Consider the following 20,826-nt stretch of genomic DNA (forward strand, 5'->3'; position numbering starts at 1 on the left):
TTTTTATTTTTTAGTCCCATTTACAATCATAGTATCATCATAGAAAGTCACTAATCCAGTTGTAATATCATGCGTTCCGCCTACAATTCCAATCTCACCTTTTTCTATCATTTCTTTTAGAATTGGGCTGCGTTCCATTATGCCATGCACCGTTCTTTTTACATTTATGGTAGCTACTTTTTCTACGAACTCGCCATTGCTTGAACTACGATTTTCGGTCTCCGATTTTTCATCATAAACAGCGGGTTGGATTTTAGATAACAAAGCGGTTAAGTTCCCCATTTCCACATGGTCACAAGCGCCTTTTACGGCACCACATTTTGTATGACCCAAGACTACGATTATTTTAGAGCCGGCAACCTTTGTTGCAAACTCCATGCTGCCTAAAATATCTTCGTTGATAATATTACCTGCAATACGAACACTAAAAACGTCTCCTAATCCTTGATCAAAAATCAACTCAGCCGAAGTCCGAGAGTCAATACAACTCAAAATAGCGGCAAATGGGTGCTGCCCATCTGATGTTTCGTTGGCTTGCTGTAAAAGGTTACGGTTTACTTTAAGATTATTCAAAAATCTTTTGTTTCCTTCTTTTAATATCTCAATCGCCATAGTAGGGGTAATGGCATCTTGCAATTCTTTGTTTAATGTTTTCATTTTTATTTATTTTATATTGTTAGTAATAGGGAATCGAGATAATTCATATTGTTTCAAACGGTGATTTACTTAATTTTTTTGGTTCTACACTCAATCGTGTGGGTTTTAAAAATTAAAAATTTAATTTTTCTTTGCACCATTAAGTTATTAAGGTTCATTAAGTCCTAGAAAACTTAATTTTTCTTAATCTCTTAATGGTAAAAATTTTTCTTTATTTTTTCTTACCCACACAATTCATGGTAGAACCATTTTTTTTGATATAAAGTTTCGATTATAAAATCAAAATACTTAGGACAATCTCTTAAGCCAAAAAAATTACTTTGTTTCCATAAATTTAATTCTCTCTACCGATATGTTTAATGTTTTGGCATGGGTCTCAAAATCTCTTATAATTTCCAATACATCATAAGCCACTGATTTTGATTTAGAAAAATCAATAATGACTTTTGAATTCCCCGGAATTAAATCTAAGGTTTCAATGATACTAGCTTTGTTAAAGAAAGAAACTTCTTCAGCCAAAACGATGTGATGTACTTCTTGTCCTTCTTCATTTTTCACTTTATCTTTCAGGTGATGCGAGTTTCTGTAACTATGACGTAAGGTGTAGAAGATGCCAAATAAAATCCCTACGGTAATCCCTTTTAACAAATCTGTTGCTAAAATAGCGACTACGGTCATTGTAAAAGGAATAAATTGCTCCCATCCCAATTTATACATATCCTTAAAAAGTGCAGGTTTGGCTAATTTATAACCCACCATTAATAGTATTGCCGCTAAACTTGCCAAAGGAATCATGTTCATTAAACTTGCAATAGTAACGGCACTAATCAATAAGAAAACTCCGTGCAAAATGGCAGACATTTTTGTTTTTCCTCCAAAAGAGATGTTTGCCGAACTACGAACAATAACTTGTGTTATTGGCAAACCGCCAATAAGCCCAGAAACAATATTTCCAATCCCTTGTGCTTTCAACTCACGGTTGGTAGGCGTAATTCGTCTGTCTGGGTCAAGTTTATCGGTTGCTTCTACACAAAGTAGGGTTTCTAAACTTCCTACAATAGCAATAATAATAGCTACTTCATAAACTTTAAAATTTGTTAATGCTGCAAAATCAGGAAATGTAAATTGACTAAGGAAACCACCAATAGAATCGGGAACAGGCAATGAAACCACTTGTTTTGTAGATAAGGTGAAATTTAAAATTCCGTTTTGATAAAAATAATTCATCAAAATTCCCAAACCAACTACAACAATTGGTCCTTGAATAATTTGAAATATTTTGTGTTTTTTCATTAAAATCTTATCCCAAAAAATCAGAATGGCCAATGATAGTACACCAATAAGCACAGCTCCAGGCGTTATAAAGTTTAGGGCTTGCGAAATTTCTGAAAAAGTATTCTGCCCATCGGCTTGCAAAAAGGCATCATTACCCATAGCGTCTTTGTCCCAACCCAAAGCGTGAGGAATTTGTTTTAAAATAATTAAAAGACCAATACCCGTCAGCATTCCTTTGATTACAGATGTAGGAAAAAAGTAGGCAATAAAACCTGCTTTTGCATATCCTAAAGCCAACTGAATAACCCCAGACAGTACAACTGCCATTAAAAATACTTCCCAAGAACCCAATGAAGCGATTGAAGTTAAAACAATAACGGCCAACCCTGCAGCTGGACCACTAACACCTAATGGAGAACCACTAGCAGTACCTACAATTATGCCGCCGATAATACCTGCTATAATTCCAGAAAATAATGGTGCACCAGATGCCAAAGCAATACCTAAACATAATGGTAAAGCAACAAAGAATACTATAATACTTGCAGGCAAGTCGTTTTTGATTTCTTTAAACATATTTTTTTATTTGACGTGAATTTCTACAAAGATAGAGTTATTACTTTATATAATAGTAATACTATCGTAAATAATTGTTAAATATTTTTTGTAGTTTTGTAAATAAAATCAAACCAATACAAAATGAAGTTGCATATTCAGATAAAAATGAATGAAGAATTATATCTTCGTAATCCGGAAAGTTCTGAATTAGGTAAAAAAATAATTCAGCATAGTATTGAATTAATCTACAAGAGTGGCTTTGAGTCATTTACTTTTAAGAAACTGGCTGAGGGAATAAATTCAACTGAAGCAAGCATCTATCGTTATTTTGAAAACAAACATCGATTACTGATATATATTGTGGCGTGGTATTGGAATTGGCTTAAATTTCAGATAAGTTTTGAAACCAACAATATTATAGATCCAACAATTAGATTAAAGAAAATAATCAAGTTATTAGCATCAACTGTAGAGGATGATGATATGACAATTTATATAAATGAAAGTTTGTTGCATCAGATTGTAATTTCGGAGGGATCTAAAGTTTATTTGACAAAACACGTTGGAGAAGATAATAAGCATCATTTTTTTAAGCCCTACAAAGAGCTTTGTGCAATGATAGGAAGTGTTATTTTAGAATATAATCCAGCATATAAATATCCTAAATCATTAGCTACAACCATTATTGAAATGGCACATTTTCAGAATTATTTTATGGTTCATCTTCCGTTACTTACCGATTTTGGAGAAAGTAAAAATGAAACCGAAATTATTGCATTTTTAGAAGATTTGGTTTTTTCGAGTATTAATAAAGTATAGTCGTTGTGTTTCATTAAGTTATTGAATTCTTTGTATTGTACTAAAAATGGAATATAGCATTTGTCTTTGGGCGGAATAATTTTTATTTTAAAAAAAGCAATATAAAATAACGCTTTTTCATCGGTTTGAAAAAATAGACAAAAAAAAACGCATTCCATTACAGAATGCGTTTTTGTATGCTTAAGAAATGATTTTACTTATCGATAGATCCCAAAACTCTTTTCATGAAAGTATTCAAGGCTTCTTTTTTGTCAGTTCCTTCTTTGATCAATTTATGAACTTCTAGGGCGCCGTACATATTCGAAATTAATTCACCAATGACATCTAATTCTTCATCTTTCAATGAGGTAATTTCGGTCATGGCTTCCAGAACTTCGATGGTTTCTATGATGTAATCTTGATCATTTTCTTCAATGAACTGGGTCAAGTGTTTTATTACGGGTAACTTCATTTCTGTTTTGTTTAAAGTTTAAAGTTTAAGGTTTAAAGTTTTCCGTAGCAATGTGCAGAACGTAGAGTTAATTTTTAATACAAACATTAAACTTTTTAGTACTGTTGCTCAACTTTAAACTTTACACTATTTCTTGTACCAATTCAACTAAAACTTCTTGTTTGTTGGTTTGGGTTTCGTTGACCAATTTTCCGTTTACGAAAGTGGCAAAAGTAGGCAAGTTGCTTACATTGGCCAGTTTTCTGGATTCTGGATAATTTTCGGCGTCAACCAGAACAAAAGAAATTCCGTCATTTTCTGAAGCCAATTTTTTGAATTTTGGTTTCATAATTCTGCAATTTCCACACCAAGAGGCCGAAAATTGAACTACTACTTTTTCGTTTTGCGCTATTAAAGCCCCTAACGTATCTTCGTTTAATTCGATTAACATAGATTTTTATTTTAAGTTGCTAAGATTCTAAGTCTCTAAGTTACTAAGTTTAAAAACTCAGAATCTTAGCGACTTAGTAGCTTAGAGTCTTTTTAAAATTAGTTAAGACTTAGGTATTCAGCAGTACTTTTTCTATCTGCATTCATTGCTTCTTTACCAGCTTCCCAGTTTGCAGGACAAACTTCACCTTTTTCTTGAATGTGCGTATAAGCATCAACCATACGTAAATATTCGTTTACGTTACGTCCTAGTGGCATATCGTTTACACTTTCGTGGAAGATTTTTCCAGTCTCGTCAATTAAGTAAGTCGCTCTGAAAGTAACATTAGAACCTTCAACGATTACTGAATCTGTTTCTTCGCTATACTCAGTTGAATCAATATCAAGAATTCCTAAAATGTTAGATAAGTTTCTGTTAGTGTCAGCAAGAATTGGGTAAGTAACACCTTCTATTCCACCATTGTTTTTTGGAATGTTTAACCATGCAAAGTGAACTTCGTTAGTATCACAAGACGCACCAATTACGATAGTATTTCTTTTTTCGAATTCCGGCAAAGCAGCTTGAAAAGCGTGTAATTCAGTTGGACATACAAAAGTGAAATCTTTTGGGTACCAAAACAAAAGTACTTTTTTGTTGTTTTTTGTAGCTTCCTCAAAAATATTGATTTTCAAATTGTCTCCCATTTCGGAGATAGCGTCTACTGCAATACTTGGGAATTTTTTACCTACTAATGACATATTTATTAATTTTAGTTATTTAATTTTTTTAATGGTGCAAATATAAGGGTTATAAAAAGATGCTTTTGATAAATTTTGATTATTAATATTTATTTAGCGATAGTATGTGCTTATGGTAATACTCTAAATTGTTGGAATTGAAACAGGTAAGCTACCTTTTCCTTTTTTGTCTTCTAATAATTGTTTAGCAGCACTTTCCTGAAACTCTACAAAATCCTGATACATTTCGACAATTCCGATTGCTTTTTCTAGGTTTGGAATGACTTGCAACGCATACGGATTCCCAAAAACATACAAAATGCATTTTTTGGTTTGAAACAATTGTCCCAAAAAGTCCAAGACCGAATCTTCCAAATCAAATTTATTCAGCGGCTTTGCTTTGGGCACAAATAAAGAAATGAGTACGGTATCAAATGGAGCAAGGTCTTCTTTTAGTGTAGTATCTATTAAATCATTTGCGTTTTCAATAGCATATTCAGGAGAAGGTAAGATTGGAGCTAATGTTTTAAAAAACGGATTCTCAATCGTTTTGTAAACGCTTAATTTAGCTAGACGTTCTCTATTTTTAGCATCAAAAACAATTATAGAACTGTTGTTGTCCTTGATGTCAGTAATGCAATAATCGGCAATTTTTCGATTTAATTCGGAAGTGATTTTAAAATCAAAATCTCCTGCAATGGTTGGGTTCGAATCAAAAAGTCCCGCTTTTTGTTTGCATTTTATAACGCGATTGTAACTCGCTTCGATGCGTTCCGGAGTCGCGTTTTTTAGGATTTCTTGGATACCTTCGGGTACGTTTTCGGCAAAACACAATACATCGTTTCCGGCATTGAAGGCTTCCCATTCCAGTTGACCTTTAATATCGTATAATTTGGAAACGCTATGCATATTCAAAGCATCCGAAATGACCAAGCCATCATAGCCCAATCGCTCGCGCAAAAGGGATTCGATTATGTTTTTTGACAAAGTCGCCGAGGTGTCTTTTCCGTCGTTCAAAGCGGGAACGGCTAGATGCCCGATCATAATGGAATCGACTTGATTTTCGATTCCTTTGATGAATGGAACCAATTCGTTTTCTAGTAACTGTTCTAAATTCTCGGTTAAAACAGGCAATCCCAAATGCGAATCGACATTGGTGTTTCCGTGTCCGGGAAAGTGTTTTAGACAACCCAGAATCCCGACATCCGACATCCCACGAAGGTATTCTAATGCAAAACGAGCCACTTTTTCTTTATTGGAACCAAAAGAACGGTAGCCAATCACGGGATTGTTGGGGTTGTTATTTATATCGGCCAATGGTGCCAGATTATAATGAATTCCCGCCGATTTTAAGTCCAATGCGATTTGTTTTCCTACTTCGTAAACCAAACCAATTTCGCTGTCTGGCAAAGCACCAAGTGTAATGGCATAGGGATATTGCGGTGTTTTCTCGACACGCATGGCTAAACCCCATTCGGCATCAATGCTCATTAATAGCGGAGTGGTACTGCATTTTTGATAGCGAACAATAAGGTCTTTCAAGCGTTGGTAGCTATCTTCGTTTATCTCCACTTTTTTCTTGGATTCTTCCGGAAGATTTATTTTTTGCCTTGGGTCGTCAGGAAAGCCTTTTTTTAAATTGGATGACACCTTTTTTATTGGCTTTTCATAGTTGGTTGCCGCACTGGCTCTACTATGAAAAAAGGTCAATCCTCCTATATTGTATTCCTTGATTAATCGTTCTGTTTCTTGGATGTTTTCCTCGGTGTCGTTAATGAAAACGGCTGGAAAAAAGAATTGTCCTATTTTTTGTTGTAGTGTCATTGATTTATAAATTTTCTTCTTCAAATTCATGTACCCATTCGATTAGTTTTTGTTGCAAAAGCTCTTTTTCGGGGAGATACAAACTATATTCAGAAGCGTAAATGTTTGAGTCTTTTGGTAAAGTAAGTTCTACCAGCGCATCATTTTTCTTTTTACACAAAAGAATTCCTATGGTGGGTTTTTCGTGTTCTAGTTTTTCAAATCGGTCGTAATAATTGACATACATTTGCATTTGTCCTATATCTTGGTGTACTAATTTGTCTGTTTTTAAATCGATTATTACATAGCATTGCAGTAATCGATTGTAAAAAACCAAGTCAACAAAATAATGGTCATTGTCAAATGTAAATCTTTTTTGCCTTGCTTCGAACAAGAAACCTTTTCCTAATTCTAGTAGAAAATCTTGTAATTTTGAAATGATGCCGTGTTCTAAGTCGGATTCAGTGTAAGAATGTTTTTCTTGTAATCCTAAAAAATCCAATGTTAATGGGTTTTTTAATAAATCTTGGGGTTTATCTATTTTATGACCTTCAGTAGCAAGTTTCATTACTTCATTTTTGTCCCGACTTAAAGCCAAACGCTCGTATAAACTAGAATGATATTGTCGTTTGAGTTGAGGCTCAGACCAGTTTTGTTCGAAGGCTTCGATTTCATAGAAGCTTCGTTCATTGCTGTTTTCTATTCGCATTAAAACAAGATAGTGTGACCAGCTTAATTTGAATTTAGTAGAAGGCTTCTGCCAAATTGAATCTGATTGGTTATCAGTATTTTGTAATTCGATAAAAGGCTTCTGTTGAATTGAGTTGAATTGATTATCAGTGTTTTGTAAAACGACAGAAGGCTTCTGTCGTTTTGTAACCTTCTGTTTATTCGATTCTAATAAAGGAGAATATGACTTGTTAGAAATGGAATAAATGGCATAAAATTTACGCATTTGTCTTAAATTTTGCTCTGAAAATCCTTTCCCAAAATGCTCTTTAAGTCGAATGGATAAGTCTTTTAAAATACCTTTTCCATAAGTTGCCCTAATTTCTCCTTGCTGTTCTTCCTCAATAATCATTTTTCCTATTTCAAAATAGGTATGAACCATAGTCAGATTTACAGTTGAGACAACTTGTTTGCGGGCAAGTTCCAGTAATTCGGCTACTTTACTAAAAAGTGGATTTTCGTTTATTTGATTACTTAATTTTGTCATAATTCAAAATCGATTAACTGCTTTCTTCTTATAGGTATAGTTGAATTTAAGGAATAAAAAAACTGCTTAAATGAACTTATATTTCTTATATGTTTAAAAAAAATGTTTTATTTATCCTCCACTTTCTTACCAAAATCAGCTGGATATTTTAATAATTGAGATAAAATCAATCCTGGAATAGTGGCGCAAAATACCCAAATAAAGAAATTGCCGTAGCCTAAATATTCCTGTATAAAACCGCTCGCCATACCGGGAAGCATCATACCCAGAGCCATAAAGCCAGTGGCAATGGAGTAATGGGCAGTTTTTGATTCGCCATCGGCAACATAAATCAAGTACATCATAAAGGCTGCAAAACCAAAACCGTATCCAAACTGCTCTGCAATAACAGTGGCATAAATATAATAAACTGAAGTAGGATGAAAATGCGCTAACATTACAAATCCCAAAATAGGCAAGTGCATCGCCAGAAACATGGGCAACATCCATTTCTTTAATCCCCCTTTTGAAATGGCTATTCCGCCTAGAATTCCACCAACAACAAGTGCTGCAACTCCAAACGTTCCATATATGATTCCTACATCTTCGGTGGTTAATCCCAGACCGCCTTTTGTTTTATCATCGATTAAAAAAGGGGTTAGCATTTTTAATAATTGTGATTCACCGAGTCTGAAAAGTAAAATAAATGCCAGTATGATTCCGATTTGCTTCTTTTGGAAAAAAGTAGCAAACACTTCTCCAAAACTTACTTTAGGTTCTGTTTTGGTAGTAGTGATTTCTTCGACTTTTGGAGCGGTAAAAAAGTTGTAAATCGTTAGAAAAGCCATAATCAATGCCACAACAATCATCGTGTACGACCAAGCTTTGGTTTTGTCTCCATATTTTTGTTCGAGGAATCCTCCCAGAATCACGATTAATCCATTGGCAGTAAGCATCGAAAGCCTATAGAAAGTACTTCGAATTCCCAGGAAAAAAGACTGTTGTTCTTTGGCCAAAGCCAACATATAAAAGCCATCGCTCGCCACATCATTAGACGCTGATGCAAATGCCGCTACCCAAAAGAGCCCCAAACTCAACATGAAAAAATGATTCATCGGGATGGTTAAGCCCACAATCAAAAACGCAATCGCAATGACCAATTGCATGGCTAGAAACCATTTTCTTTTGGTGGCATACATATCGATAAACGGACTCCAAAGCGGTTTGATGACCCAAGGTAGATATAATAAACTGGTGTAGACTCCAATATCTTCATTGGCAATACCCAAATTTTTATACATAATTACCGAAACCGAAATAATAATAGCATACGGAAAACCCGAAGCAAAATTTAAAAAAGGAATCCAATACCAAGGTTTATTTTCTTTCATTTTTTTGAAATGTTTAAAAGTTTAGAAGGGTTAGAAGGTTTAGAAGGGTTAGAAAGTTTAAATGTTTATAAGCCAATGGTTTATTAATTTGTATTATTTAAGAGTTTATATTGTTTAAGGGTTGTTTTGTTTTAATCGTGATGACGATTTAAGTAATATTTATTTGATTTTTAAAGTTTTTTGTTTAGCTATTTAGTCTGTTCCGATAACCTAAAAACATTGAGTTTATAATAATTTCAATAAAAATAAACCTTTATAATCATAAAGTTTTTAACTATTGAAATTCATTTTTATACAAAATAGGGTTATCGGAGCGGTCTCAATATTGTTTAACTCTTAATCATCCTAAACCTTCTAAACCTTCTAAACCTTCTAAACCTTCTAAACCTTCTAAACCTTCTAAACCTTTATTTCGTTTGCGTTTCTACTTTTAAATCGATTATGGTTTCAGGGCTTTCATTGGCATAATAATCGACGAAAGTAAAGGCAAAGGCTGTGTTTCCTATCAATTTATAGCAGGGTACTTGAATATTAAAATCGGTACAGTCTTCCTGAACCGCTATTTTTTCTAGGATTTGGCTGGCATCATTGATGTTTATTTTCGATACATCTTTTGCACCATACACCACAATATAACGCACTTTCATATTTATTGGTTTCTGGAAAGTAATATAATAGTTTACGGTATCTTTTGTGATAGAATTGATTAGTAGACTATCCGAAATTTCTTTTTTGAAATGGGGAACTGGCAAAGGAAGTGCTGGGTATTTATATTCATATTCTTTGAGTAGTTTAACCACATCTTGGTTTTTATTCATAAAACACTTGGCACTAAAAAAGCCATTTCCCTGTACATTTTCAAATTGGCGAGTAAGGTCAATTTGATTGGGAATTTCATAAATGTTATTCCATTTTTTATCTGCATCTGCTCTAATTTTATAGGAACTGTTACCCATGTAAAGCGCTGTGTTGTTTGGTGTGTTTTCGGACCACCATTTCATTAACATAGAATATGAATTAGTTTTGTGATCAATACTCCAATACAGTTGGGGTACGATATAATCGATCCAGTTGTTGTTCATCCAGTCCATAGGATCTGCATATAAATCATCATAATTGGTTTGTCCAGATTGAGTGTCAGACCCTTTTGGATCTACTGATTTGTTGCGCCAAACCCCAAACGGACTGATGCCAAATTGTACCCAAGGTTTTAGATTTTTGATGGTAAACGAAATATTTTTTACAAAATTAGCCACATTTAAGCGCCTCCAATCTCCCAAGGAAAGTCCGTTACCTAGTTTTTTATAGGATACACTATCGTTAAATTCGATACCTTTTATTTTGTAGGGATAAAAATAATCATCAAAGTGTATGGCATCAATATCGTAGTTTTTGACTACCTCTTCTACAACAGCCGTTAAGTGTTGTTGCACTTCAGGCAAAGCGGGATTGTAATAATATTTCCCACCATATTCGATCATCCATTCGGGATGTTTATAAAAATCGTGACTGCGACTCAAAAGCTCCGTTTTCAAATCGAAAGTGGCACGATAGGGATTCAGCCAAGCATGAAATTCAAAACCACGAGCATGAGTTTCGGCAATCATCCATTGTAATGTGTCATAATACGGTCTAGGAGATTGTCCCTCTACACTGGTCAAATATCGAGACCAAGGTGCTAATGGCGAAGGGTAAAGAGCATCACCCACAGAGCGTATTTGAACAATTACGGCGTTGTAATTTAATTTTTTGTAGGTGTCTAAAGTTTCTATAAAGTCGGCTTTTTGTTTTTCAACCGAATCCATGTTGTTTTTTGGCCAGTCAATATTAACCACAGTGGCAATCCAAACTGCACGAAATTCGTTTTTGGGGTGTAGTTCTCTTTTTTGGGCAAGCCCAATGGCAGTAACGAAGAGAAAAAATATAAGATGGAGTGCAAAGGACTTCTTTGAATTCATTTTCAATCTTTTTATAAAGAAATCAAAAGTAGTTTTTTTAGCTAAGTTTATTAAATTAATTGCCAATAAAATTAGGCCTAGAATACTTAATAAAGATTTTAGTAAAAAAAAAAGGAAATATTTTATTTTTGGCAATCTAAGTTATCTGCGTAAAAACAAGTTGATTTTCGAGACTTAGCCTTAAATGAACTTACATTACTTATATGGTTTGATTTTTTTTTAGCTGTTAATTAAATAACTAACCGGCTTTTACTCGAATATAAGTGTTCCAAAAAATTCTGGTAAATGAAAGTTAGGATTTTTTGTGTTTATCGGATTCCAAGATAGAAAATGTGGAGTAACGAGATCATCTCCACATTTAAAAAAGTTGCCTTTCATAACCTGTCCAGATAGTTCTTTGATGTCTCCCTTAAAAAATGCACTGGTGGGAATAATAAGAGAAAGTTCCCATTCGACATCTCCAATGCGTTCCTCAAAAGGTTGATTGCCTAGACTCGACCAACGTTGAATTTGATTCGAAAATTCAGTTAGAGCAGGTTCTCTATAACTGCCGTCTTTCCCAATCCCGAAAAACAAAGTACCAATACAATTCGATTCTATATTGTAATATTCATTTTCACCCAAAGGAAGGATGAAAAATTCTACGCACGAATCAGTCCAAACCATACTATTGTCTTTGCTGTAACGAGCTCGAATGCTTTTTTCTTTTATATGATAATTTAAAAAAATAGAAGTCCCATCATGCGCCATTCTAAATGATACTTCTGGATGGTACGGATATTCATTCCAGTTGAGTGAAGCTATAGTTTGAAAAGACACCTTATTATTGTCAAGTAATGCAGCAACTTGATCAGCCGAAATAGTGTTTTTTTCTAGTTTTTGTATAGTAACAGTCTTCATTTCGTTTTCTGATTTCAGTTGTTCTTGTTTGTATATAATGTCTATTGATCTCGATTTTAAATCGTTGCTCGCTTCTTGGGAAAGTCCACGAATTGCAATTAAAAGGATTAATACGATTATTAACTGCTTCATATTCAAATCTACAATAATAATTGTAAAAATTCAAAACTACTTTTTATCGTTCAAGCTAGTATAAAATAAGAGGGATAGGGTTGGGGAAGCTTTAGGGTTAGCTTTTATCTACTCATTAGAAAACTTTGTGTTGCTGGGTTTTCTTGCTTCAAATCTCATTAAACATTTTAACTGATTCATGACAACGGAGTTCTGCCTTATGCCATCTTTTTAATGGTTTTAAATCCGTTGTTATACTATTGCTCAAGAATTGCTTTACTATATGGTGAAGAATAGGATTTACTAAAAATTTATCAAATTTAACCCCCAAAAAAATGGAGAATACAATAGAACTGGAGAATGTAATAGAAATGGATGTTCCACAAGTTGCGGCTATCACAAAAAAACAACAAGTCATTGCAGTATTATCGGCACTGTCTAATTGTAACCAAATGATTTATGCAGATACCGAACAAGACTTGCAGCAAAACGCTGTTAATCGAATTCAAACCGCATTGCAAGATCCGATCTTAACTTCTTTCATTGGCAATTGGGAACTGGTTTGGGGACCTTGTTTGCAAAATTCTCTTGTCAAAAACAAAAAATCGGATCATTTTAATAAATGGCTTTCGGACAATACCATGTATGTTGCTAAGGGACAAGATCCAGAAAATCCCTCAAAAACGGTTTACGTAGTAGCAGTGGCAGGTACCAATAGTGTTTCAAATTTTGGATGGCGAGATGAAGATGCCAAAGTAGGAAGAATGGTAAATTGGAAGGGCGTTCTAAATGCTAGAATTTCGCAAGGTAGTTCTGATGGTTTGAATCTATTATTGAAAATGAAAGACAATAAGAAAAACGTGCTCGATTTTTTTAATACCATTTCTTCGAATGAAAATATCGAAATAGCCACTTGCGGGCATAGTTTGGGAGGCGCATTGTCTCCGCTAGTGGCTTTGAAGCTGGTAGAGATGAAAGAAAGCAATGGGTTTTCAAATGGCACCGTTTCCTGTTATCCCAGTGCGGGTCCTACCCCTGGAAATGCGGAATTAGCTAGCTATGCCGAAGAAAAATTAGCCAATAATTACCATTCGGTTATCAATAATTACGACATTGTTCCTCATGGATGGGAAACAATAATGTTAGAGCAAATACCTAAACTTTATAGCAGTACCGCGTACGGAAGATTAACTTTGATAGGGGTTCCGTTAGGTTTATTAAATTATAAAAAAGAAATTATAAAATTAATTGAAGCCAATTATACAAGAATTTTTGGAGGAACTGCAAACGAATATGCTTTTGATGGCAAACCCAAAGGACCAAACGAGCCACCGGTAGATATGCCCGTTAAGGGGATATCAAAGGAAAATAAACTTTTTTTCTGTCAGGCCGCATACCAACACACCACAGTTTACAATAAGGCTAATGCGTTCAATTTACCCGAAACGGTTAGCAATCAAATACAGCTATACATAAAGGAATAGCTGGATAAAATTCAATGAAAATCGAATGTTCGCGCTAAGGATCGCTTAGCGCAGAGCATTGTAGAATGAGGAGCGCGTAGAGAGATCCCTTCGTGGAGCGGGTTGAAATAAAATGTTATTTTTTCCGAATGGAAGTAACAGTTTTTTGTAAACTTGTTAGGTCTTCATAGAAAATCGAAAGTTGCATATCCAACCCATGATTCGCAGAAGTTCTTATTTCTTCGACATAAAGTCGTAAATAGGTTTTGTGTTTATTAAAAAATTAGGATTTGGCAATATGCAAGGCGTTATATTTAGATTATGAGATAAAAACCCATTACTACTACCTACTACCCAACGCTTTTGGCAACAATCGTCAAAATAAAATCCCAATTCTTTCATTGTCCAAGGACTATTTGCCGCTAGATTTTTATACGAATACTTTCCGGTGTAATTTCCTCCTGTGGCAGGATACTCAAATATATCACCAGATGTTGGATTGCAAATTAATGTTGTGTTTCCAGAAATTGCTTGTAACTTATTTCCAACAACGGTAAGCCCGTTATACTGGCTAGTAGGTCCCACTGGCGAAAACGCTGTACAAATACCCGATGGAACAGCTACTTTCATTAATTGTGATGTTCCTTCCTTAATAGCAACATATAAATTTGTGGGTGGATAATACTCTATATCTTGTAGGGCGTCTGTTGTCGCATTTACAATATTGCTTATTCCTGTTGATATCTGGAAACGCAATAATTTTTTTGGAAAATTGGAGTTAATTCCTGTTACAGCATAACCAAAATCTACAATTCCAGGGTTATCGCAAATGCCTGTTACATCGGTTACCGCTACATTATTTATCTTTAATTGAGAAATAAAGCTAAAACCAACTGGATTTGTACATAAATCTACCTTACAGATATACGATAGATATCCTGCAGGTATTGGAGATCCTCCATTGCCGCCCAAAACCAATGCAAATACTTGTTGGGGGCAAGGCAAAAGACTTTGCTTTGCAGTCTTATTACTTACCCCGACTTCGGATTCCTTTGTTGGTACAATTTCTTGATCTGGTTTCTGACAAGAATTCAGTAACAGTAACATACTAACAAAGACTAACGAACTTAATTGTAATTTTTTCATTTTATAGTTTTTTAGATTGATAAATAGAAATTCAAACCTATATATAAACTGAAGCTAAAGGTATTGGAAGTAAAATGCAAAGCTTGTTTTAAAATAAACATGAATTTAAAACCATAAAACTAACTTTTAAAAATAGAGTATTAGTAAGTAAATATACCTGAATGTTAATAATTTTTGTTTGCAAGGAATTTAATAATAATAGTTTTGCAAATTCATATATAAAACCTCCGCTGGCTTGAGCGTATGGCTAGCGCGAGCGTCCCGCTCGTGCCCACAATCTAAATCAATTCAAGTCTATCTCTAAAATGGTTTGATCGTTATTGCCATAATTCCTTGCGCTGCTGTATTTCCAGTCTATGGGGTCGGTTACAAAACCTGATTCTACTGGGTTGTTATGAATATAGTTTAGTTTTTGTTCAAATACTTTCAAACTCCAAATTTCTATTGGTTGGTTGTTTTGCTGCCAAAACTGTTTTTCCTTAACATTGCTGTTTTTCTTTCCGGCTCTTTCAAACATCCATAGCATCCATTCGCGTCTGCTTTGCTTCGCCTGTTCGCACTTTCAGGCTCGGGTCTTGCGGATTGTCTTGAATTGTTTTCATTATCTTTCTAGAAGTAAACCCTTTTAAATCCCTCATTAATCCTGACGGGTCTCCTAATGCAGACCTAAAAATCAAATGCACCCATCGACTACGCTCAGGGCAGGCTTAACTTGGCATAATGCAGTAACCATAAATCTCCATACCCTTGTTTTTTCTGCAATGGTCTAGCGATTCGGTCATTATTGCAAAATGCAGCTCTCTAGTAGATACATCTATCCAATTGACTGTTGCGAAACTTACAAAATAAGCTCCTTCTTTTTCGTGAAATTTATATTTTCTGCTCATATGTCTTTTTCGTAAATATAGATATTCCTAAAACAAAAACTACAACTTTTTTAGGATTGTAGTTTGTTTTGTCTGCTCTCGTTTGTGGGTACGAGCTTGAAGCTCGCACTAGCCCAGCGTTACCTAATGCTCGGACTAGCGGGGGCAGCCACACTTTGCGCAGCTGGTGCTGGTTTTAATCATCTATATATTTAGATAATAATGCTTTGTTTTTTAAAAAAAAATATGCTAGATTACTTATGTTTAATCCGTTTACTTGGCCTTTTGAATCTTTAATTATATCCTTTAGTTCAGAAATTTCTTTATTTGCTATAATATCGAAAAACACCTTGCTTTTAATAGTTTTAACAAAATTAGAAATTTCAATAATTTCTTTATTTGGATTCTCTCCTATTATTGTTGATTCAATACTATTTTTGAATTTGTATTTTACAACTATATAATTATTTGAATTTAATTTAATTGATAATGAATGTATTAAATATAAAGTGTCTTTTGTTTGAGGAATAATGCTTGATAAAAATTTTTTATTTTCAGTATCTTGAACTTTTACTCCTTGATATAAAATATCTTTTTTATTGTAAGTTGTAAAAACAGCTTTGTCTAATGTAAATGATTGTAAAATAATACTTTCAATTTTTTTATTTTGATATTTTTTATTTATATTTTTTCCAGCATTAAAATTCCAAATCCTTTCGTCTAATAATTGATTCTTCTCATTTTCTTTTAAATTTTCAATATTTCGAAACAATAAATCTATATTAAGTGTACTTTGTATCATTGAATTATTCTTTAATTTTTCCACAATATTATTTTTTGATTTTTCTTTAGAAAGTAATTCAAGAATAATGTTGTTATTTAAACTAGAAAAAATATATGTAGTATTAGTCTGATTGATTAAGTCATAGATATACCATCTATTGTCTCTAAAAATTATAGATAACGAATAGATTATTTGAAAAGGTACTCCTTCAAATGTAATTGAAAATTTAACGAGTGCCATTGAATTACCGTTATATGAATATCTATAAACACTTTCTAATTCTACATATGTTGAATCTTTATTGCAACTTTTGATTTTATTAAAATGTTCATCATCTTTAACACTTGTTTTATTCTTATTGTAAAAATCACTTTTAACCCATTGACGATTATTCGCTGACAAAAAAGATTGTACTATGCCTTCAATTTTTGAATAATCAATTTCTGTTTGGCTGTTTACTATTTTAATTTTAATTGGCGAAAAAGATTCATAAATACTATTCTGTTTTTGATTATATTCAAGAACAATTCCATTACCATCAGTTTCTTGTGCAAAACTGATAGTAGGGATTAATATTAATAATGCTAATATTTTTTTCATTTCATTTTATTTTTTTGATGATATAATAGATAATTACAATTATTGAATATATATATAGCAAAGGGATAATTATGTATTTTAAATTTACATCCCAAATGCTAGTAGGTTTATGAGCAAAAAGCTTATAATCATTAAGCTTAGAATAATATACAATAGCTTCTTTAATTGTGTCTTCTTTAACAAAATATTCAGGGTGAAAATCATTCCTATACGAAACATTCTTTTTCTTTTTATTTGATTTTAAAACCCCATAATCGACAGAATTTATATCACTAGACAATTTTTTCCCTGTAGAAATAGATGAAGCTTTAGTTTCGTATACAACCAATGTGTCCTTTTTGAAACAATTATCACAATACATAATTGAATATGTATTTTTAAAGACCTCAAAATCTGAATAAACTGCTAAAGGTATATTAATACATACAAATGCTATAATAAAATAATTAAAATACTTCATAATTAATCGATGTTAGGTTCAACAACTACTATTTTATATGTAAATGTTTTATCAAATTTGAATCCTGATACATAAAGAAAAGGATTAGCAGAAAATTCCACAGTGACTCCTTCTTTGAAAAAAACATCTTTAAAACCCTCATCATAATATCCAATTCTGTAAATTTCTGCGTTGGCTTCCCCTAATAATTCTATTCCTCCGGATAAAAGTGTGTCTTTTTCGCCTAATTTCAATTCTCCGCCTACTGTTATATTAGCATTAAGCTTAATTATTGCAGGATCAATAGCCTCAGATTTTACAATTTTATTGGTTTCAACATATTTTTTAGAAACCCCGCTATACTTAATTTCTCCACCAGCACTTGCACTAGCTTCAAATCTTATTTCGCATTTAACCAAATCTGTTGCCCATTTTGGAGCACTAGGGAAATACGATAATGGATTAGGATTCCATTTCCAAATTGTAGCCGTTCCTTGTAATCCAATATCTACCCCAGATTTTATACTTGTTTCTCTGTAGTAAAATCTCGAGAACCTGTCTTCTTTGTTCTCTAATTCAGCTTCTCCAAGTGTAAAGTCAACATAAAAAGATATAGCTCCTGAACTTCTTTCATTTTTCTTTACTTTTTTTATCCAAGGTATTTTTTCTAAAAAATTTGAAGTTTTATCCATTGCATTTTTCCATTCTAGTAATTTTTCCAGCTTTTTAAATGTACCAGCTGACAGACTTAAAGATTGCTTAGAAAATTCTCTATCCACAAATTTAACATCAACTATTCTTTCGGTTTCATTTGGAAACCCTGCTACCGATTTAATGGTTGCATCTTTATTTAAATCTTTTGGTTTTATTTTTAGTCTTCCTTCAGATTTATCTATGGTAGTATTATTATTAAACCAATGTACATTATTTTCTATTTTAACTTTAGCTAGATTTGGAGGGGTTATAGTGAGTACTAAATCTGTTATAGGAGTTTTTTTAGAAGAGCCATTAACATAATACAAGGTTTGCCCTTCTTTTGCAATTCTTTTTGTATCATGTTCATTTGCTGTTAAAGTAATAGAATTAAAAATTACTTTTTCAGGAATAGGGGGCGAAATGTTAGGTGTATTATTAGTATTTGTATTAGAAACAGTAGAATTAGTATTACTTGGGTTAGATGTTGTAGAAGTATTGTTTACTGTACCATTTTGATTATTAGTAGTAGTTGGATTTATTACAGTTGGATTAGTAACGTTAACTGCAATAGGATTAGTTACTGTATTTGTGTCATTAGAAGTACTCGTTTCAGGAATGTCATTGTTTGGACTAAAAATGTTAAGTTCTACAAAATCATCTATAATATTTGAAATATTCTCCACCAACTTATCCCCATCAATCATACTTCCCCACTTCGGGTCATAACTAGCCACAATTTCCCCCGAAATCAATTTAAAATCGGTATTTACCCCTATATTTTTAAAAGTAATCCGAATGCGAGTGTATTTGCCAATATTAGCTTTAGAGTCACCATTTTCATCACTGCCTGCCAAAGCGGCTGCGGCATCAATGAGCTTTCTAAACTTCTCCAAAAACGGCAAAGTCACATAACCTTCGCCCGAGAAAGTACCGTTGCTTCCTGTAGATTTTAGCACTACAATAGGGAAATCGCCTGCCGTTACCACATCATTAGGGAATAAAGCGGGTAGTGGCATTTTGTTGGACAGGGCCGTAGGATCGGGCTTGATGCCACAACCTGTAAAGGCAATTTCGTCTTGAGCTAGAGTCGTAAACTCCTGAATGTTGCTGTGGGTATATTCGCCTGGGTCGCAGGCAGCGCCTACAGTGTACTCGTAGGTGGTTTTTGGTTTTAGGTTGCTTATGAGTGCGTATTCCCTTGGGGTTACGAGTTTGTACCACTTGGAGTCGGCATTTTTTTCTCTATAATTAACTTGGTAATCGTAATTGTCCACGGCGCCACTCCAAGTCACTTTGGCTTGTTCTTGGCTTACGTCGGTGGCAGTAATCGCCAATGGTGGTTTACAGAACGTGAGGTATTTAAAAGAGTAGGTTTCGCTGTAACCGTTGTTTTTAAAAACACCAATTTCTTCGGCACCTACTAGGGCTTTGGCTTTTACGCGCCATGCGTACGTCTTGCCGGGAATAAGTTGAGGTTCGGCAATGCTGTACTGCACCGTGGTATTTCGGGTAGTGGTGGTATAAAGCGGAGGCGAGTAGGCAAAGGCATTTTGAATGGGCGTATTGCTGTTCCAAATCTCGACTAGAGAGAATTCATATTCTACATTACTTACATTAATGCTTCGCGGTGTCCAGCTAAAGACGATGTTCTGGATGTTTTGCTCTACAATCTCTGCTTGGTTTGCAGGGAGGTTTAGGAACGGTGGTTCGTTCTGGAAAATAACTGTGGTAACACTTGATTTCTTAGACAGTTTTTTGTTGGTGGCAAAATCATACACTTCAAATGAGATAGTATAAATTCCCTCGGGTAAGGGTTGCCCATATTGGTTGGGATTAATCCCTTTTATGTTTTGAAATTCAAAATACGATCCTAGCTCTACATTGGTCAACTGCGTTGGGAATCCACCTTCGAGATAGATAGGTGCCGCACCCACCACAAAATCATTGGTTACAAAAGACACCGCTCCCTGAAAATAGCATTTCAGTCGCACTTGTCTGTTCATAATAGACAAGTCATTGAGTATCAATTGCACTTTTATAGGACTATTGATGCTCGCAGTATTGGCATAATTACTCAGGTAAATAGGGGAGGGCTGCGTGAGTTGCGTGCTTATGGTTACGGGGTAGGTTTGGGCTTGACCTGTAAGACAATAGGCAATAAGCAATAGGCAAATGTGGAGTTTTTTTAACATTTTTTGGGTCACGTTCTTTGCAAAGATATCATAATAATGCGCCTTATCCAGCTATCCGCTATAGCCCTCCATTAGAACCCTTTTTTTACTAGCCGTTACAGGAGCTTCCGTTGGTCGCTCTGTACCGGCTGTAAAAAATAGTGTTCTAATTATCGGGGCTGTCGCTGCTATCTGGGGCGGGGATTCGGTGCATTGATGGAGCTTTTATAATGATTTGAAACATATGCAATTCTAAAGACATTCACGGTAAAAGTCGGGAGACTTTTATCCTATTTACGGTTTTGAAGAACTTTTAAAAAAACGCAAAAGTCATGAGACTTTGCGGAGCGCGCAGCTACACTTTGCGCAGCTGGGTTTGAAACGCATACAATTCTAA

The 20,826-nt window shown here is 34.1% G+C and carries 16 protein-coding genes and 1 pseudogene; 2 read left to right on the forward strand and 15 right to left on the reverse strand.

Annotated elements, in window-relative coordinates; translation table 11 throughout:
• Window positions 1-3: 3 nt before the first annotated feature.
• Together FNW52_RS15760 and FNW52_RS15765 are read right to left on the reverse strand one after the other, a co-directional pair.
• Window positions 4-657, reverse strand: coding sequence for a carbonic anhydrase family protein (locus FNW52_RS15760; protein ID WP_143378391.1), 654 nt, complete (start codon window positions 655-657; stop codon window positions 4-6).
• 315 nt (window positions 658-972) lie between these two features.
• Window positions 973-2,508: a SulP family inorganic anion transporter gene (locus tag FNW52_RS15765; protein WP_143378392.1), complete on the reverse strand. Its 1,536-nt coding sequence runs from the start codon at window positions 2,506-2,508 to the stop codon at window positions 973-975.
• A gap of 147 nt (window positions 2,509-2,655) precedes the next feature.
• On the opposite strand from FNW52_RS15765, the gene FNW52_RS15770 reads away from it, so the two are divergent.
• A complete protein-coding gene (locus FNW52_RS15770) occupies window positions 2,656-3,309 on the forward strand; it encodes a TetR/AcrR family transcriptional regulator (protein ID WP_255515617.1) in 654 nt (217 codons plus the stop codon).
• A 193-nt stretch (window positions 3,310-3,502) separates the two neighbouring features.
• On the opposite strand, the gene FNW52_RS15775 is transcribed toward FNW52_RS15770, so the two are convergent.
• The 8 genes from FNW52_RS15775 to FNW52_RS15810 all read right to left on the reverse strand — a co-directional run bounded on the left by FNW52_RS15775 (window position 3,503) and on the right by FNW52_RS15810 (window position 12,285).
• The gene (locus FNW52_RS15775; protein WP_143378394.1) at window positions 3,503-3,760 is read right to left on the reverse strand and encodes a hypothetical protein; all 258 of its coding nucleotides are present in this window, start codon (window positions 3,758-3,760) and stop codon (window positions 3,503-3,505) included.
• 121 nt (window positions 3,761-3,881) lie between these two features.
• A complete protein-coding gene (locus FNW52_RS15780; protein ID WP_143378395.1) occupies window positions 3,882-4,190 on the reverse strand; it encodes a co-chaperone YbbN in 309 nt (102 codons plus the stop codon).
• 98 nt (window positions 4,191-4,288) lie between these two features.
• Window positions 4,289-4,927: a peroxiredoxin gene (locus FNW52_RS15785; RefSeq protein WP_143378396.1), complete on the reverse strand. Its 639-nt coding sequence runs from the start codon at window positions 4,925-4,927 to the stop codon at window positions 4,289-4,291.
• Between the two features lie 123 nt (window positions 4,928-5,050).
• Window positions 5,051-6,730, reverse strand: a complete 1,680-nt coding sequence (locus FNW52_RS15790; protein WP_143378397.1) for a glycoside hydrolase family 3 protein — start codon at window positions 6,728-6,730, stop codon at window positions 5,051-5,053.
• A 4-nt stretch (window positions 6,731-6,734) separates the two neighbouring features.
• Entirely contained in the window at window positions 6,735-7,925 is a 1,191-nt protein-coding gene (locus FNW52_RS15795; protein ID WP_143378399.1) for a YhcG family protein, read from the reverse strand.
• Window positions 7,926-8,032: 107 nt separating this feature from the next.
• Complete coding sequence (locus tag FNW52_RS15800) at window positions 8,033-9,295, reverse strand: MFS transporter (RefSeq protein ID WP_143378400.1); 1,263 nt, start codon at window positions 9,293-9,295, stop codon at window positions 8,033-8,035.
• Between the two features lie 407 nt (window positions 9,296-9,702).
• Complete coding sequence (locus FNW52_RS15805; RefSeq protein ID WP_143378401.1) at window positions 9,703-11,253, reverse strand: glycoside hydrolase family 10 protein; 1,551 nt, start codon at window positions 11,251-11,253, stop codon at window positions 9,703-9,705.
• Between the two features lie 249 nt (window positions 11,254-11,502).
• Window positions 11,503-12,285: a carbohydrate-binding family 9-like protein gene (locus tag FNW52_RS15810; RefSeq protein ID WP_221933402.1), complete on the reverse strand. Its 783-nt coding sequence runs from the start codon at window positions 12,283-12,285 to the stop codon at window positions 11,503-11,505.
• A gap of 314 nt (window positions 12,286-12,599) precedes the next feature.
• On the opposite strand from FNW52_RS15810, the gene FNW52_RS15815 reads away from it, so the two are divergent.
• The gene (locus FNW52_RS15815) at window positions 12,600-13,748 is read left to right on the forward strand and encodes a lipase (RefSeq protein ID WP_143378403.1); all 1,149 of its coding nucleotides are present in this window, start codon (window positions 12,600-12,602) and stop codon (window positions 13,746-13,748) included.
• A 213-nt stretch (window positions 13,749-13,961) separates the two neighbouring features.
• Here the strand turns inward: FNW52_RS15815 and FNW52_RS15820 are convergent, their stop codons facing one another.
• From FNW52_RS15820 to FNW52_RS15840, 5 genes and pseudogenes are all read right to left on the reverse strand, one after another.
• Window positions 13,962-14,873, reverse strand: a complete 912-nt coding sequence (locus FNW52_RS15820; RefSeq protein WP_143378405.1) for a hypothetical protein — start codon at window positions 14,871-14,873, stop codon at window positions 13,962-13,964.
• A 283-nt stretch (window positions 14,874-15,156) separates the two neighbouring features.
• Window positions 15,157-15,760 (reverse strand): annotated as a pseudogene (locus tag FNW52_RS15825) (transposase).
• A gap of 175 nt (window positions 15,761-15,935) precedes the next feature.
• The gene (locus FNW52_RS15830; RefSeq protein WP_143378406.1) at window positions 15,936-17,123 is read right to left on the reverse strand and encodes a hypothetical protein; all 1,188 of its coding nucleotides are present in this window, start codon (window positions 17,121-17,123) and stop codon (window positions 15,936-15,938) included.
• Between the two features lies 1 nt (window position 17,124).
• A complete protein-coding gene (locus tag FNW52_RS15835) occupies window positions 17,125-17,583 on the reverse strand; it encodes a hypothetical protein (RefSeq protein WP_143378408.1) in 459 nt (152 codons plus the stop codon).
• Window positions 17,584-17,585: 2 nt separating this feature from the next.
• Complete coding sequence (locus tag FNW52_RS15840) at window positions 17,586-20,450, reverse strand: fibronectin type III domain-containing protein (RefSeq protein ID WP_143378409.1); 2,865 nt, start codon at window positions 20,448-20,450, stop codon at window positions 17,586-17,588.
• Between the last annotated feature and the right edge of the window lie 376 nt (window positions 20,451-20,826).

The sequence above is a fragment of the Flavobacterium sp. ZT3R18 genome, assembly GCF_007097385.1.
GTDB lineage: Bacteria > Bacteroidota > Bacteroidia > Flavobacteriales > Flavobacteriaceae > Flavobacterium.

Excerpts from the sequence above, each read along its gene's own strand:
- FNW52_RS15770 (WP_255515617.1), top strand. The coding sequence starts at position 2,656 with ATGAATGAAGAATTATATCTTCGTAATCCGGAAAGTTCTGAATTAGGT.
- FNW52_RS15820 (WP_143378405.1), bottom strand. The coding sequence starts at position 14,873 with ATGAAAAAATTACAATTAAGTTCGTTAGTCTTTGTTAGTATGTTACTG.
- FNW52_RS15810 (WP_221933402.1), bottom strand. The coding sequence starts at position 12,285 with ATGAAGCAGTTAATAATCGTATTAATCCTTTTAATTGCAATTCGTGGA.
- FNW52_RS15830 (WP_143378406.1), bottom strand. The coding sequence starts at position 17,123 with ATGAAAAAAATATTAGCATTATTAATATTAATCCCTACTATCAGTTTT.
- FNW52_RS15760 (WP_143378391.1), bottom strand. The coding sequence starts at position 657 with ATGAAAACATTAAACAAAGAATTGCAAGATGCCATTACCCCTACTATG.
- FNW52_RS15780 (WP_143378395.1), bottom strand. The coding sequence starts at position 4,190 with ATGTTAATCGAATTAAACGAAGATACGTTAGGGGCTTTAATAGCGCAA.
- FNW52_RS15795 (WP_143378399.1), bottom strand. The coding sequence starts at position 7,925 with ATGACAAAATTAAGTAATCAAATAAACGAAAATCCACTTTTTAGTAAA.
- FNW52_RS15815 (WP_143378403.1), top strand. The coding sequence starts at position 12,600 with ATGGAGAATACAATAGAACTGGAGAATGTAATAGAAATGGATGTTCCA.
- FNW52_RS15840 (WP_143378409.1), bottom strand. The coding sequence starts at position 20,450 with ATGTTAAAAAAACTCCACATTTGCCTATTGCTTATTGCCTATTGTCTT.
- FNW52_RS15775 (WP_143378394.1), bottom strand. The coding sequence starts at position 3,760 with ATGAAGTTACCCGTAATAAAACACTTGACCCAGTTCATTGAAGAAAAT.
- FNW52_RS15765 (WP_143378392.1), bottom strand. The coding sequence starts at position 2,508 with ATGTTTAAAGAAATCAAAAACGACTTGCCTGCAAGTATTATAGTATTC.
- FNW52_RS15790 (WP_143378397.1), bottom strand. The coding sequence starts at position 6,730 with ATGACACTACAACAAAAAATAGGACAATTCTTTTTTCCAGCCGTTTTC.
- FNW52_RS15785 (WP_143378396.1), bottom strand. The coding sequence starts at position 4,927 with ATGTCATTAGTAGGTAAAAAATTCCCAAGTATTGCAGTAGACGCTATC.
- FNW52_RS15805 (WP_143378401.1), bottom strand. The coding sequence starts at position 11,253 with ATGAATTCAAAGAAGTCCTTTGCACTCCATCTTATATTTTTTCTCTTC.
- FNW52_RS15835 (WP_143378408.1), bottom strand. The coding sequence starts at position 17,583 with ATGAAGTATTTTAATTATTTTATTATAGCATTTGTATGTATTAATATA.
- FNW52_RS15800 (WP_143378400.1), bottom strand. The coding sequence starts at position 9,295 with ATGAAAGAAAATAAACCTTGGTATTGGATTCCTTTTTTAAATTTTGCT.